Annotated in this window: 13 protein-coding genes; 7 read left to right on the plus strand and 6 right to left on the minus strand. The window is 60.8% G+C overall.

Features of this window, described 5'->3' with window-relative positions; translation table 11 throughout:
- Positions 1-655: 655 nt before the first annotated feature.
- Together KQ940_RS20735 and KQ940_RS20740 are read left to right on the plus strand one after the other, a co-directional pair.
- Positions 656-1,006 carry a hypothetical protein gene (locus tag KQ940_RS20735; protein WP_217416500.1) on the plus strand — a complete coding sequence of 117 codons (351 nt, stop codon included), beginning with the start codon at positions 656-658 and terminating at the stop codon, positions 1,004-1,006.
- Positions 1,007-1,429: 423 nt separating this feature from the next.
- The gene (locus tag KQ940_RS20740; RefSeq protein ID WP_246590229.1) at positions 1,430-1,870 is read left to right on the plus strand and encodes a group I truncated hemoglobin; all 441 of its coding nucleotides are present in this window, start codon (positions 1,430-1,432) and stop codon (positions 1,868-1,870) included.
- Positions 1,871-1,929: 59 nt separating this feature from the next.
- Here the strand turns inward: KQ940_RS20740 and ygfZ are convergent, their stop codons facing one another.
- The 5 genes from ygfZ to rsgA are packed head-to-tail and all read right to left on the minus strand — an operon-like array spanning position 1,930 to position 7,474.
- A complete protein-coding gene (ygfZ, locus tag KQ940_RS20745; protein WP_217416504.1) occupies positions 1,930-2,964 on the minus strand; it encodes a CAF17-like 4Fe-4S cluster assembly/insertion protein YgfZ in 1,035 nt (344 codons plus the stop codon).
- 40 nt (positions 2,965-3,004) lie between these two features.
- Entirely contained in the window at positions 3,005-3,868 is an 864-nt protein-coding gene (gene asd, locus KQ940_RS20750) for an archaetidylserine decarboxylase (RefSeq protein ID WP_217416506.1), read from the minus strand.
- Positions 3,869-3,906: 38 nt separating this feature from the next.
- On the minus strand, positions 3,907-4,722 hold the full coding sequence (locus KQ940_RS20755; protein WP_217416508.1) for a sulfurtransferase: 816 nt from the start codon (positions 4,720-4,722) through the stop codon (positions 3,907-3,909).
- A gap of 52 nt (positions 4,723-4,774) precedes the next feature.
- Complete coding sequence (locus KQ940_RS20760) at positions 4,775-6,400, minus strand: HDOD domain-containing protein (RefSeq protein WP_217416510.1); 1,626 nt, start codon at positions 6,398-6,400, stop codon at positions 4,775-4,777.
- 36 nt (positions 6,401-6,436) lie between these two features.
- Entirely contained in the window at positions 6,437-7,474 is a 1,038-nt protein-coding gene (gene rsgA, locus KQ940_RS20765) for a small ribosomal subunit biogenesis GTPase RsgA (protein ID WP_217416512.1), read from the minus strand.
- A 94-nt stretch (positions 7,475-7,568) separates the two neighbouring features.
- On the opposite strand from rsgA, the gene orn reads away from it, so the two are divergent.
- Positions 7,569-8,126: an oligoribonuclease gene (gene orn / locus KQ940_RS20770; RefSeq protein WP_217416514.1), complete on the plus strand. Its 558-nt coding sequence runs from the start codon at positions 7,569-7,571 to the stop codon at positions 8,124-8,126.
- On the opposite strand, the gene queG is transcribed toward orn, so the two are convergent.
- On the minus strand, positions 8,123-9,271 hold the full coding sequence (gene queG, locus KQ940_RS20775; RefSeq protein WP_246590230.1) for a tRNA epoxyqueuosine(34) reductase QueG: 1,149 nt from the start codon (positions 9,269-9,271) through the stop codon (positions 8,123-8,125). The genes orn and queG overlap by 4 nt on opposite strands.
- 52 nt (positions 9,272-9,323) lie before the next feature.
- Here queG and KQ940_RS20780 point away from each other — a divergent pair, with 52 nt between their 5' ends.
- The 4 genes from KQ940_RS20780 to mutL are packed head-to-tail and all read left to right on the plus strand — an operon-like array spanning position 9,324 to position 14,611.
- Positions 9,324-10,841 (plus strand): NAD(P)H-hydrate dehydratase, encoded by a 1,518-nt coding sequence (locus KQ940_RS20780; RefSeq protein ID WP_217416518.1) that lies wholly within the window; start codon positions 9,324-9,326, stop codon positions 10,839-10,841.
- The gene (tsaE, locus tag KQ940_RS20785) at positions 10,834-11,313 is read left to right on the plus strand and encodes a tRNA (adenosine(37)-N6)-threonylcarbamoyltransferase complex ATPase subunit type 1 TsaE (RefSeq protein ID WP_217416526.1); all 480 of its coding nucleotides are present in this window, start codon (positions 10,834-10,836) and stop codon (positions 11,311-11,313) included. Before KQ940_RS20780 ends, tsaE begins: the two co-directional genes overlap by 8 nt.
- A 13-nt stretch (positions 11,314-11,326) precedes the next feature.
- Positions 11,327-12,688 carry an N-acetylmuramoyl-L-alanine amidase gene (locus tag KQ940_RS20790; RefSeq protein WP_217416528.1) on the plus strand — a complete coding sequence of 454 codons (1,362 nt, stop codon included), beginning with the start codon at positions 11,327-11,329 and terminating at the stop codon, positions 12,686-12,688.
- A 57-nt stretch (positions 12,689-12,745) separates the two neighbouring features.
- Positions 12,746-14,611, plus strand: a complete 1,866-nt coding sequence (gene mutL / locus KQ940_RS20795; RefSeq protein ID WP_217416530.1) for a DNA mismatch repair endonuclease MutL — start codon at positions 12,746-12,748, stop codon at positions 14,609-14,611.

The raw sequence follows: 14,611 nt of genomic DNA on the forward strand, positions 1-14,611 counted from the left end.
CCGAGGAACCGGATGAGTGAAGGCTCACGTCCGGATCTGTGGGGGGCGTCGCCCGAGAGGGCGGCTCCTACCCGGAAGTCGCTCCCGTTGGTCGCTGGGACGTCCAAACGCTGCGCTTTTTGGCCGCCCCTGTGCGCGGCGTTAACGGCTTACGTTACGGACATGGAAGGATAAAGTGACTTTTAAAAGTTTTGGTATTTCGTTAGGGATAGGAATAGGGCTGGTTGTTCTGTTGTGGTTACCTGTCTTCTGGAGCTACATCTTCGCAAAGTGGAAGAGATTGGCTTATCCAAAGTGCTTTGCGTTTTTCAGTGGTTGCACGAGCTACGGTATCCAAACTCTGATCGGGGCGTTGCTGTTATGTCCCTTTGTTGCTCTAGCGGTCATGGACGCACCACTGTACTGCGAAGATTATCCAGAAGCTTGGGTCTGTTACGGACTAGATTTTATAGAAGATTGGTCCAGTGTGTTGAGTTTGATATCTGCTGTTGTTGTTACAGCATTGACTCCGGCGGTATTCAATAGATACGTGTGGAGTAGTGGTAATGGCCGTTAACGAAGCGTTCAAAATCGTTCGCTACGCTCACTGGAACCTCAAAATCTACGCTTTTTTCGGCCCTTTAACGCGACGTTAGCCATATAAAAGGAGAGTGACATGGGCTGGGGAGGAGAAGCCAATAACGAGTTTGGAATAGCCCGGCGTGATATCAAAAACGCAGCCAGCCGTCGCACTAGTAATGGCCAGTACGAAAGTCAAGAACAATGGTCGCAACGTTATATGGGGGAGCGACTATTAGGAATGACCCTTTCGCTGACTGCTATCGTATTGATTATGGTTTGGTTATTCGACACTCCTCCACTCTATAGATATGGGGTTAGCGCAGGTGTACTGACTTTATTTATATATGTTTTAACCGTGAAGATATCGCGTAGAAATCGACTGAAACGAGTTAGAGCACAGCACCTCAGAGAACTTGAAGAACAATCGCGAGATAAAAATGGCTAACAATCACACGAAGTTCGCCCACATCGTGGGCTGGGACGTGTCACCCGTTTCGGGGGAAGTCCAAGGTTTACGCCTGACGGGGAGGTGTAAGGTGGCCTCTGTTGGGTAAGGCAATTGTCATGTTTGTACCGCGTAGTTCATGGTGCGTTTCACCGGTGTCAGTCCGCGACTGGACTATACTTCGCATGACGCTGAAACAACGTGCGCACCCGGCAGCTGCTGTGGTGGTTGTCCATTAGCTCCTTTCCTTGAGCCGGTACGGTATACCGGCACTCCCGCCTTCGACCGCTATCGGAGTGCGCTGCAGTCGATTATCAGCCAAGCGGCATCACTCTGTACCCCGGTGGGGTTCGGTGATGCTTTTCGATTGAGAAGAGGAGTAGCGTTATGAGTTGTTCGCTTATAAAGACAGGCTCCGCTCTTATGCTAAGTGCAGTGCTAGCGTTGGCGGCACCGCTTGTCGTGGCGCAGGATTCTGCTGAGACGAAGGGACCGTCGCTTTACGATCGTTTGGGTGGACTGGCGCCGGTTTCGGTGGTGGTTAGCGATTTTATCGATGCGCTGGTGCCGGACGAGGTGCTCAATGCGAATCCTGCAATAGATGAGGCAAGGAAGCGGGTTCCGGCGCCCTATCTCAAGTACCAGGTAACCGCACTGGTCTGTCAGGTAACCGGTGGTCCCTGCCAGTATCAAGGGCGTGACATGAAGTCTTCACATGCCCATTTGAATATCACCGAGGCCGAGTGGGGACGCATGGTGTCGATATTCAAGGAGGTACTGGCCAAGCACAGCGTGCCAGAACAGGAAACGCAGGAGTTGCTCGATATCGTGGAATCGACCAAGGTGGATATAGTCACGATGTAATGCAGCGGAGTGATGGTTGGAGATACGAAGAAGCCCGGAGCGATCCGGGCTTCTTTCGTTTACCGTTTACTCTCGAACAGACGTGGGTCAAGTTCGTAGGGGAGTTCCAAAAGCTCTAATACCGGACCTTCAGCACTACCCAGACGAATGTCGGAGTGTTCCGCCTGCTCCTTGTTGATCACGGCCAGCAGCTCATACTGGCCGGCGCCAGTGGGAGCCGCGATCACCACCTGGCCGACATCCTCTTTTTCGGCGGTATGCAGTGCCTGGCCTGGCTGCGGGCGCTCAGTGCTTGTAACGCTGGCCCTGTACATCGGCTTTTTCAGGATGCCGCGGTGCTGCAGGCGGGTGACGACCTCTTGGCCGGTATAGCAGCCTTTGGTAAAGCTGACGCCGTCGAACACCTGCAGGTTGGTCATCTGCGGAATAAAGGCTTCGGAGGTGTCGCTGTTCAGTTCGGGCAGGCCGGCGCGGATCTCCTGCAGCAGCCAGTCGTCGGTACCGGCCAGCATCGCCTGTTGACTCAGCTGTTTGATCAGTTCGGCGGCATCGGCGGCGGGTAGCCAGCACTCGAAACGATTCCCCGGCACCCGTACCAGCAGCTTCTCGCCCTCTACGCTTACACCATCGTTCTCGGCCGGGATGGTGGCGATGATCTGGGCTCCGAGTTCGGTCGCATTGGGGCCGAACAGGCCGATGCCGACCAGGTCATCGCTCAGCTGTGCTTCGGCCTTGGAGAAGAGGATATATTTTTTTATCGTGGCCAGTGCCTTGTCGGCATTGCCGCTATTGCTGCGCAGCCAGAAGGATTCGGGGGTTTGCTTCATCACCCGGAACAGGCTGATCATGTGGCCCTTGATGTTGCAGTGGGAGCCCAGGCGGCTACCGATGCGTTCGACCTCGGCCAGGTTGCAGCTCAGCTGCCCCTGGAGAAACTTCTGTGCCTCCGGGCCGGTGATGCGAATGATCCGCTGCCGGGTAAGCGGCACCAGGCAGGTGCTGTCTTGGCTGGTGCTGTTGCCGGTCGTGGCATTGCCCTGCTCATCCAGGGTATAGCCCAGGGCTGCCAGGCTGTCGTGCCAGTGTGTATTCATAACTCTCTCCCGCCGCGATGTCGTGCGTATATGGGTGGTGTCAGGCTTTGCTGGTAATGGTGGCGATGCGACGTCCAAGCACCACTTCGGCACCATGGGTCAGCGATTCCTCCCAGCGCAGTACGTCTGCGCCGAAGGCCAGGATGACCGTGGAGCCAAGGTGAAAACGGCCCATCTCCTGCCCTTTTTCCAGCCGTACCGGGGCGGGGTTGAGGCGGCTGTACAGGGTTTGCGGCTTGCGAGATTGGGGCGCCACGGGGCCGGACCAGACCGTTTCGATGCCGGCGACAATCATTGCGCCGACCAGTACCATCGCCATAGGACCGTACTCGGTATCGAAGATGGTGACAAGGCGTTCATTGCGGGCAAACAGACTCTCCACACCGTGCGCCGTGGCGTGGTTGACCGAATAGAGATCCCCCGGCACGTAGATCGCTTCGCGCAGGGTGCCGCTGACCGGCATGTGCACGCGGTGGTAATCCTTCGGCGACAGGTAGAGGGTGGCGAAGCTGCCGTTGATGAACGGTTCGGCACGCTCGGCGCATCCGCCAAGCAGAGTGGTCAGGCTGTAGCCCCGCCCTTTGGCCTGGATCAGCCGGCCATAGCTGATCGCGCCGGCCTGGCTGACGGCGCCGTCACAGGGGGAAACCAGTGCGTCGGCCGCCGGATCGATCGGGCGCACGCCATCTTTCAGGGCGCGGGTGAAAAACTCGTTGAAGCTGGGGTAGGCGCGCGGGTTCTCCTCGGCGGCCAGGCTCATATCGATCCTGTAGTGCTTATGAAACAGGTCGATAAAAAGGTTCTTTACCCAGGGGGTGCGGCAATCGGCGATCCGTCCAACCAGACGCGACAGCAGGTGCTGGGGCAGCAGGTGTTGCAGCAGGATAAACAGCTTGTCTTTCAAGTATCACTCCAGAGGCTAGGTTAGCCGACGAGGTCAGATCAGCGTTCGATCGGCAGGTCGGGGGTGTTGCCCCACTCGAACCAGGAGCCATCGTAACAGCGAATATCGGTAAGGCCGAGCCAGCGTCCGGCCAGCCAGGTGAGGCCGGAGCGTCGATGGGTCTGGCAGTGGGTCACCAGGGTGCGTGCGTCGTCGAGGCCAGCGTCGGCAAGCCGTGCGTGCAGGCTGTCGCGGTCGCGCAGGCGGGGGATCGGGCCTGGCTCAAGAAGATCGGTCCACTCCAGCAGTTTGGCGCCGGGGATATGTCCCCCCGCTTTGGCATTGACCACTTTCTCGCCGCGATACTCCTCGGCACTGCGGGCATCCCAGATCTTCACCTGCGGGTCGTCCAGATGGTCCAGCAACCAGGGGATATCCACCACCAGCTGCTCGTTTAGGGTCGCACTGAACTGGCTGGGCACCGGGTTGTTGGTGCAGGTTTCGGTGGGCAGTCCGGCGGCCAGCCAGGCCGGTAGCTGTCCGTTGAGGAGGCTGGCGCGGTCATGGCCGGCGATCGCCAGAGTCCAGATCATGCGGCCGGCCCAGGGGCCTTTCTGGTCGTCATAGACGATGACCTGGCGCTCAGGGGTCAGGCCGATGGCGGAAAACAGCGTGTTCAGTTGTTCGACGGTCGGCAGCTTGTTGGGCACCGGCCCCTTGCCGCGCTGCAGTTGTTTGGGGTCGACATGGATCGCGCCGGGAATATGGCCGTTGGCGTAGTTCTCGGCGCTGGAGAGGTCGATGATCAACAGCGCCGGGTCGTTCAGCCGTTCGGCCAGCTGTTGGGGTTCAATCACAAGCGGAAGCGTTGCCAAGGTTTCTCTCCGGTTTATCGGGTTCTATGGAGCTTGAACAGGGGGCGCGATGTTAGTCGGCGGCGCCGATCTGTTTGAGAGCCTGGCTCGCGGCCTGGCACAGTTCGCGAAAATGCTGCTGGTGAAACTCGACCAGCGGTGTATTCGCACCCTGGCGGTCGGCATAGATCAAGGCGACCGGTGTCCTGCCCCTGAAGATCGACATTATCAGGCCATCGTTCTGTCCGAACCAGCCCTGGTGTTGCTCTGGCAGGGAGGCGTGGATCTGGCTGCGGTTGGTTTCGTCGATCTGCAGCATGGACGGCTTTTCACAGAGCTTGGCAAACAGTCGGGCTTGCTTCAGGTCGATCTCAAGATGGGTCATCGGATCATCCTGGGATATTCCGATTGCACGCGCTGCGCGCAGGCTCTGGCTTTGTGGGTGGACCAACAGCAGCATGGCGCGCTCAAGGCCGATGCCACCGTGCACCCCCTGCAGTAAGCCATGCAGGATGTGGGCGGGTTTGGTGTACAGCTCGTAACCGTTCTGGAACCGTTTGAGTACCTGGTTGTAGATATGGGGGTTGAGCAGTTCGGGTGTGTAGACTGTCTCTTCCGCCAGCGGGTCGTTTATTTCAGGGGCCGGCATCGGTGCATGTTCCACCGGTTCAGGGAAGCGGCCGGCATAGGCGCTTAGTTCCCGCTCGGAGAGCCGGTGCGGCAGGCGGCCGGCCCCCGGCAGCAGGATCAGCTCGGCGGCCGGTGTCATGATGCCGGGGACGTAATAGCTTCTGGCCGCAACGGCGCAGTTGCGATGCAGGCGTGCCATGGTTTCCGGCAGCGGCAGATCCAGATAATCGCTGATGATATCGAAGGTGCGGTGGGCGCGGTTATGGTCCCAGCCTCGGCTGACGTTGAGTGCCATCCAGTTAGCCAGTTTGACCGGGAAGTAGTGCTGCTGTACCAAGTGATTGAGTTGGCGCAGGTCGTCCTCCTCAAGCCGAGGGTCTTTCAGTGCACGCAGGTGCAGCTGTTTCAGCAGGCTCAGTGAGGGTGATGTTTCGTGGTCCAGTGCCAGCACGGTCAATTCGGTGAGCTTCCAGCGATCGGCCAGCGCCCTGCCGATCTCTTGCGTGGTGCCGCCGAAGATGCGTCGCTCCGCATCGACCGGGCTTTCGCCGTTATCGATAACCGCAATGGCAAACCTGTGCTTGTGCAGTGGTGCATACAGCCAGAGCATCCAGTGCACCAAGCCATAGAACAGTGCGGCGAGACGCGCCTCTTCGGCGTAGGGCAGCTGCTTGTGATGGACCCAGTCCGCGGCCTGCACGGAGGCGTGGTTGCTGGCGGCAATGGAGCGGAAAAAGCTGCGTTGCGCGACGCTGTGCGGATGGATCTTGATCGTGTCCAGTTCGCTGGCCAGGGTTTCGATCTGGCCGAAACCGAGCGAGGCGATGGCATGGTCGACGCTGGTGACCGAGGAGCCCTTGGCTTCGTGAATGATTTGCGCCTGGCGGGTGACGTGCAATGACAGTACGGGATCCATGCGGACCTGGTGCGCGAGCTGGGCCAGGGTGGTGCGGTCGTCGCTCAGGGCGCGCTTGAGGCGAACCAGGGTACTGGCGCGGACTGGCAGCGTTTTCTCGCCCAGATAGCCGGCCCAGGCTTCCACTCCATATAGGTTGTCCGTACTGCTCATGCTAAAGGACCCGTTGCGTTCGTTCTTGTGTTCAGATTAACCGTCGCGCAGCTGTCCCGACTGCAGCGACTGTAGAATCTGACGATAGCTGTTAAAGCGGCTGGCGCTGATCTCACCGGCTTCCAGTGCGGCCTTGAACGCGCAGCCGGGCTCGCTTTCATGCCTGCAGTCGCGGAAGCGGCAGTGGCCGAGCAGGGGGCGCAGTTCGCGAAACCCTTCCAGAACCTGTTCCGGCTCGATATGCCAGAGCGCGAACTCTCGGATCCCCGGGGAGTCGATCAGTTCCCCGCCCTCGGGGAAGTGGAACAGCCGTGCGGTAGTGGTCGTATGCCGGCCCTTGCGGGTCTGTTCCGACAGCTCGCCCACTTTCAGGTCGATACCGGGGAGCAGGGCGTTGATCAGTGACGACTTGCCCACGCCGGACTGGCCGACAAACACGCTGACGCGATCTTTCAGTAGCGTCTTGAGCGGATCGAGCCCATGCTCTGCCGTGGTCGATGCCTTGAGTACGCGGTAGCCGATCGCTTCGTACTGGGCCAGCAGCGGAGGCAGGTAGGCCCCCGCTTCGCTGTCCAGCAGATCGATCTTGTTCAACAACAGTACCGGTTCGATGCCACTGGCCTCGGCGGCCACCAGGTAGCGGTCGATCAGGTTGGGGTGGGCGCGCGGCTCGACGGCGAAGACGATGACGATGAAGTCGATATTCGCGGCCACCGGCTTCAATTCACCCTGGTTGTTGGGGCGTTGCAGTTCGCTTTTGCGCGGTTGTGCCGCGACCACCACACCGCCGTCATTGGAGGCGCGCCAGATCACCCGATCGCCGGTGACCAGCTGGCCCAGGTGGGTACGCATATGGCAACGGTAGATGCTGCCGGCAGTAGCGCCCTCCAGCGCTTCCACATCCACGCTGCGACCGAAGTGGGAGATGATCAGACCCGCTTGCTCGGGCCCCAGATCGCCGCCCTCGAGCTTGGCATCAAGCTGGGTGTCGCGGCGTTCGGCGCGCTTGGTGCGCTCTGCCTGAATCTTGTCTACACGCCAAGCCTGGCGTCTTGTTAGCTTGCGTTTCGCCATCGCTTGGGCGCTGCTTTCCTGGGCTATAAAGTTGATGTGCTAAGGTATTCTAATTTGGGTAGAATTTACAGTATTTGCATGGGGAGAGCCTGGTATGGCGCAAGATCCAAAGGGCCGAGATCAAAATCTTATCTGGGTCGATCTGGAGATGACCGGTCTGATACCGGAGAAGGATCGCATCATCGAGATGGCGGTGATCATCACCGACGCGGATCTTAATTTGGTCGCCGAAGGTCCGGTGATCTGTGTGCATCAGCCGGATTCCCTGCTCGACCAGATGGATGAGTGGTGCACTCGCCAGCACGGCCAGTCCGGCCTGACCGAGCGCGTGCGCGCCAGCACCACCAGCGAGGCGGAGGCGGAGCAGCAGATGTTGGCGTTTATCGCCCAGCATGTGGACAAGGGGGTGTCGCCCATGTGCGGTAACAGCATCGGCCAGGATCGACGCTTTCTGTACGCTTACATGCCCGAGCTTGAGGAGTACTTCCATTACCGCAACCTGGATGTCAGCTCGGTCAAGGAGCTGGCGCGGCGCTGGAAGCCCGAGTTGTTGAAGGGGATCAAGAAGCAGAGCACGCACCTGGCGCTGGACGATATCCGCGACTCCATCGAGGAGCTGCGCTACTATCGCGAGCATTTCTTCCGCCTTTAATCCCGGATCCGTTTCGCTCCCGGATGGCGCAGTATCGGCAGAGGGGTGGGTTCCGCTGCCGATTCAAGCCGCTCCAGCGCCCAGTCGATATGTTCCTGAACCAGGGCTGAGGCGTGCGGCCTTTTTGCCCTCAGCGCCTGCAAGACCTCCTCGCCGCCGCGGCCGTTACCCAGCGCTACCGCCAGGTTGCGCTGCCAGCCTTCGAAGCCGGTGCGGCGGATCGCCGAGCCCTCGGTATTGCGCAGAAAGGTCTCTTCGTCCCAGGTGAACAGGGTCAGCAGATCGGCCCGGTCCAGCGCGTGGCGGGGATTGAAATCATCCTCCGGCGAGCGTTTGGCAAAGCGGTTCCAGGGGCAGATCAGCTGGCAGTCGTCGCAGCCGAAGATGCGGTTGCCGATCAGTGGTCTCAACTCCTCCGGGATGGCGCCGCGGTACTCGATGGTCAGGTAGGAGATACAGCGCCGGGCATCCAGTACCCCGGGCGCGGGAAAGGCGCGGGTCGGGCAGATGTCGAGGCAGGCGGTGCAGCGGCCACAGTGTGACTCGGTCTCCGGGGTGTCGATCGGCAGTGGCAGGTTGATGAACAGCTCGCCGAGAAAGAACAGCGAGCCCGCCGTGCGGTTCAGAATCAGGGTGTGCTTGCCGACCCAGCCGATGCCGGCGTTGCGTGCCAGCGGGCGTTCCAATACCGGGCCGCTGTCGACGAAGGGGCGGAACTGCACCTCGATCTCTGTGCCCGCTTCCTGCTGCAGCCATTGGCCGAGCTGCTTGAGGCGCTTGCGGATCAGTTTGTGGTAATCGCGGCCCAGGGTGTAACGGGCGATATAGGCTTTGTCCGGGTTGCTCAGGGTTTTAAGCGTGCGGGTGTCCGGCGGCAGGTAATCCATCCGCACCATCACGATCCGCTCGACCCCCGGTACCAGCAGGCGCGGATTCAGGCGCTTGTCCAGATGCTGCTCCAGATACTGCATCTCACCCTGATAGCCCTGCTCCAGCCAGGTTGCCAACTGCTCGGCTTCCATCGAGGCGTCGGGCAGGGTGATGGCGCACTGCTGAAAACCCAGCTCGCGCGCCCGCTGTTTTAGGCCTGCAGCCAGCGCCTGCAGTTGGGATTCTGCGGGGGAAGATGGGTTTGCGTTTGCCAAGGGCTGTTCCACTATAAATAATGCGTGCAGATCAGTGATGGGTGGACAGAGTATGAGCGTCAACAGAACGGTGTTGCCGACCACATTATACACAGCCGAACAGTGTCGTGTGCTGGATCGAACCGCCATCGAGCGCGTCGGTATCCCCGGCTTTCGCCTGATGCAACGTGCGGGGCAGGCGGTCTGGGCGGTGATCGGTCAGCGTTGGCCTGAACTTGAGCGTGTCACCATCGTGTGTGGCGCCGGCAATAACGGCGGTGATGGTCTGGTGGTGGCGGGGCTTGCCTGGCAGGCGGGTATCCACGTGCAGCTGGTGGTGGTCGGCGAACGCTTCCCCGAGCGCCTGCACGGTGAGGCGTTGGAGGCCTGGCAGTGGTTGAGCGGTTTCGGCGTCAAGGCGCAAACCTGGCATTCGGGAATCGAGTTCAGCGGTGAACTGCTGGTCGATGCGCTGCTCGGTATCGGTTTGAGCGGGTCGGTACGTGGCGAGATGGCCAGTGTGATCGCGCAGATCAATCGCGGTACGGTGCCGGTTCTGGCGGTGGATATCCCCTCTGGGCTCTGTGCCGATACCGGCGCGGTGCTCGGGACTGCGGTCAGGGCCGGGTTGACCCTGACCTTTATCGCGCTGAAGCAGGGGCTGTTGACGCACGAAGGTGTCGACTGTGTCGGCGAGCTGCTGTTCGACGGCCTGCTGCTGCCGGATGAGGTGTTCGAGGAGGTGCCGGTCAGCGCCTTCCGTACCGATACCGAGGATCTGCGCGAACTGCTGCCGCCGCGGCCAGGTTCTGCGCACAAGGGGCGCTATGGCCATCTGCTGATTGTCGGTGGTGATCTCGGCATGGGCGGAGCCGCGTTGATGGCAGCTCAGGCAGCGCTGCGCTCGGGCGCGGGTCTGGTGACCCTGGCTACCCGTGAGGAGCATCGGCTGGCGGCGATTACCCGTGCGCCGGAGGTGATGTGCCATGCGGTCGAGGATGCAGAGGATCTGGAGCCGCTGATCGCCCGTGCCGATGTGATCGTTGCCGGTCCAGGGCTTGGTCAGCAGCTCTGGGGACGCACGCTGCTGCAAGCGGTGCTGGATAGCGGCAAGCCGCTGCTGCTGGATGCCGATGCGCTTAACCTGCTGGCGCAGGAGGCGGTTTCGGCACCTGCTTGTGAGTGGGTGCTTACACCTCATCCGGGTGAAGCCGCTCGGCTGTTGGAGACCGATGTGGCGGATATCCAGGGTAATCGGTTCGAGCAGGTGCGCGAGCTGCAGAACCGCTATGGCGGTACCGTCGTGCTCAAGGGGGCGGGAACGCTCAGTTGCGATGGCGATGTGATCCACCTGTGCAGTGACGGCAACCCGGGTATGGCGACGGCAGGGATGGGGGATGTGCTTAGCGGGGTGATCGGCGCGCTGCTGGCGCAGCGCCTGACTCCTCTGGATGCTGCGCGGATCGGCGTCATGGTGCATGCTCGCGCAGCGGATCGCTGTGCCCGCCGCCTGGGTGCGCGCGGCCTGTTGGCAACCGATCTGTTGAATACCCTTCCATTGGCGATGAATGAACAGGAAAAAAATGACTGAACAGACGATCGAGCTGGCCGATGAGGCTTCGATGGTGGCTTTCGGTGAAAAGCTGGCCGCGCTGGCCCAGGCCGGCGGTGTGATCTTTTTGCACGGCGATCTTGGTATGGGGAAAACGACGCTGTGTCGGGGCGTGCTGCACGGGTTTGGCCATACCGGCGCGGTTAAGAGTCCCACCTATACCTTGGTGGAGCCCTATGAGACGGCAAGCGGGCGGGTCTATCACTTTGATCTCTATCGCCTGAGCGATCCGGAGGAGCTGGAGTATCTGGGCATTCGCGACTATTTCGATGACGAGTCGCTGAGTCTGATCGAGTGGCCGGAGCGAGGGGGAGGGGTGCTGCCGCAAGCCGATCTGGAGATCAGTATCGAACGGGCCGGTGCAGGACGGCGGCTGTCGTGGCAATATAATAGTGAAAAAGGCCGGGAGCTGGCCGATAAACTTAATGAAGTGCGGGCATTAATGTCCTGATAAACGGTAATTTTTGGCCGAAGGGGTAAAGGGGCTGGTGCGTATTCTGACCCGCTTGGCGCTGCTGCTGACGCTGGTATTCAGCGCCGTGGCGCAGGCATCGACCAATATCGAAAATATCCGTGTCTGGCTGGCGCCGGACAACGTGCGTTTGGTATTCGATCTCAGCGCGCCGGTGGAGCATAACCTGTTCATGCTCGATAACCCGCGTCGTCTGGTGTTGGATGTCAAAAATACACGGATCGGCGTGGATGTCGCCAATTTGGGGCTGGACAAGGGCCCGATAGCGGGGGTGCGCACAGGTCAGCGCGATGATGGTGTACGCCTGGTGCTTGATCTGAACGCCGAGATCACTCCCAAGAGCTTCCAGCTCAAGCCCAATGATCAGTATGGCCATCGTCTGGTGCTGGATCTGGAAACCGCAGCCGAGCCTGAGGCACCGGTGGTCAGTCAGCCGAAATCGACGCCGGCGGGACCGTTGCGAGACATCGTGGTGGCCGTCGATGCCGGTCATGGCGGTGAGGATCCCGGAGCGCTGGGGCCCGGGCGCATTCGGGAGAAGAATGTGGTGCTGTCGATCGCCAAGGAGGTTGCCAGGCTGATCGATGCCGAGCCGGGTTATCGTGCCGAACTGGTCCGCAGCGGTGACTACTATGTGAGCCTGCGCGGACGCACACTGAAAGCCCGTAAGATCAACGCCGATCTGTTTGTCTCCATTCATGCCGATGCTGCACGTGATAAACGTGCCCGGGGTGCGTCCGTGTGGGTGCTGTCCGGCCGGGGCGCCACCAGCGAAATGGGTCGCTGGCTGGCAAGAAAGGAGAACAGTGCCGACCTGATCGGCGGTGTCGGCAGCGTCAGTCTGGAGGACAAGGATGACGTGTTGGCCAGTGTGCTGCTGGATATGTCGATGACCGCGAGTCAGACCAGCAGTCGTGAGGTGGCCAAGCGTGTGCACGACAACATCGCCGGTTTTGCCCGCATGCACAAGCCTTACGTGGAACAGGCTGGATTCGTGGTGTTGAAGTCGCCTGACATCCCGTCGATCCTGGTAGAAACAGGATTTATCTCCAATCCACAGGAAGCGGAGAAGCTGAATAGCAGCGGCTATCAGAAGCAGATGGCGCGGGCGATCGCGCAAGGTGTAAAGGCTCATTTCTGGGAGCGCCCGCCTGCAATGACGCGTGTGGCTGAAATGAAACGCGGCGGTACCACCCTGGCGGAGGCTGAACGCACCTACAAGGTGGCGCCGGGAGATACACTGTCGGTAATCGCCGTGCGCAATGGCGTGTCGCTCGATGACCTGCGCAAGGTCAACGAACTGCGCGGCGATCGTATCCGTGTCGGTCAGGTGCTGCGTATCCCTGCCAGTTAAACGCTACAGCTGTTAGGCTGTTCGCCAATCCTTTCAAGCATTGAATCAGGCTGTAACATGACCCGTATTCACCTGCTCTCGCCGCAGCTGGCCAACCAGATTGCGGCGGGCGAAGTTGTTGAACGTCCCGCCTCGGTGGTTAAAGAGTTGCTCGAGAACAGTCTTGACGCCGGTGCGCGCAAGATCGATGTCGATATCGAGAACGGCGGTATCAAACTGATCCGTCTGCGCGATGACGGTTTCGGCATCGACAAGGAGGATCTGGCGCTGGCGCTGAGCCGTCATGCGACCTCGAAAATTCTCCAGCTACAGGACCTGGAAGCGGTAGCGAGCCTGGGTTTTCGCGGCGAGGCCCTGGCCTCGATCAGCTCCGTGGCGCGGCTGGCGCTGACCTCGCGCACGGCGGAGCAGGACGCCGCCTGGCAGGTGCGAGCCGAGGGGCGGGATATGGAGGCGGTGCTGTCACCGGCGGCTCATCCGCAGGGCACTACGGTGGAGGTGCGCGACCTGTTCTTCAACACCCCGGCGCGGCGCAAGTTCCTGAAAACCGAGCAGACGGAGTTTCGTCACCTGGAAGAGGTGATCAAGCGCCTGGCGCTGAGCCGCTTCGATGTGGCGTTCAACCTGCAGCACAACGGGCGCCGCGTGCAGCAGTTGCGACCGGTGGATGGCGAACAGGCCCGCGAGCGCCGACTCGCCTCGCTGCTTGGGGCGGCCTTTATCGACCAGGCGGTGCATCTGGATGTCAGTGCCGAAGCCTCGGGTCTCAGACTTTGGGGCTGGATCGGCCTGCCCACCTACTCGCGCAGCCAGGCAGATCAGCAGTACTTCTTCGTCAACGGCCGGATTATCCGCGACAAGGTGGTTACCCATGCCGTGCGTCAGGCGTACGCCGACGTACTGTTTTCTGGCCGCCATCCGGCGTTTGTACTCTACCTGGAGCTGGATCCGGCGCTGGTCGATGTCAATGTGCATCCCACCAAGCATGAGGTGCGCTTCAGAGAAAGCCGTTTGGTGCATGACTTCATCTTCCGTACCCTGCATCGCGTCATTGCCGATCTGCGGCCCAAGAGTGCGGTTGTCGATGAGAGTGCGGCGCCTGCCGTCGAAGGCCCGGGGGCGGACGGGTTGGCGCTAAGGCCCTCTGTCGGCAGCGCCGGCGGTGGCGGTGGTTTCAGTCAGGGACGGATGCCGCTCTATCAGTCGGCGCCCGGCAGTGGCGGCTACACGGGTTCGGCGGTGCGCGAGCAGATCGCCGCCTATGCCGGCCTGCACGAGCCGGCATCTCCGCTTATGCGGCCGCAACAGCCGGCGATGCCGCAAGCGGGTGCCGAACAGGCGCCGCCGTTGGGCTACGCTATCGCCCAGCTGCATGGTGTTTACGTATTGGCGCAGAACGAGGCGGGGCTGGTGCTGGTCGATATGCACGCGGCCCATGAACGCATCGTCTATGAGCGGATGAAGACCGCCTGGGATGAGGACAAAATGCGCTCCCAGCCGCTGTTGGTGCCGGTCAGTATCAGTGTCAGCGAACGCGAGGCGGATCTGGCCGAGGAGCGGCCGGAACTGTTCGAGCGTCTCGGCTTCAAGATCGAACGCATGGGCGCGGATACCCTGACCGTACGCGAAGTGCCGGTGTCGCTGGCCAAGGCGGATGCCGCACAGTTGGTGCGTGATGTGCTTGCCGATCTGGTGGTCTTCGGCAGCAGTCAGCGTATCGAGCAGAGCATCAATGAGCTGCTGGCGACCATGGCCTGTCACGGCGCGGTCAGGGCCAATCGGCAGCTGAGTATCACCGAGATGAACGCGCTGCTGCGCGATATGGAAGCCACTGAGCGCAGTGGCCAGTGTAACCACGGCCGGCCGACCTGGACTCAGCTGTCGATGGCCGAGCTGGATAAATTGTTCATGAGGGGGCAGTGA

Source organism: Marinobacterium ramblicola (assembly GCF_019084545.1).
Classification (GTDB): Bacteria; Pseudomonadota; Gammaproteobacteria; order Pseudomonadales; family Balneatricaceae; genus Marinobacterium_D; species Marinobacterium_D ramblicola.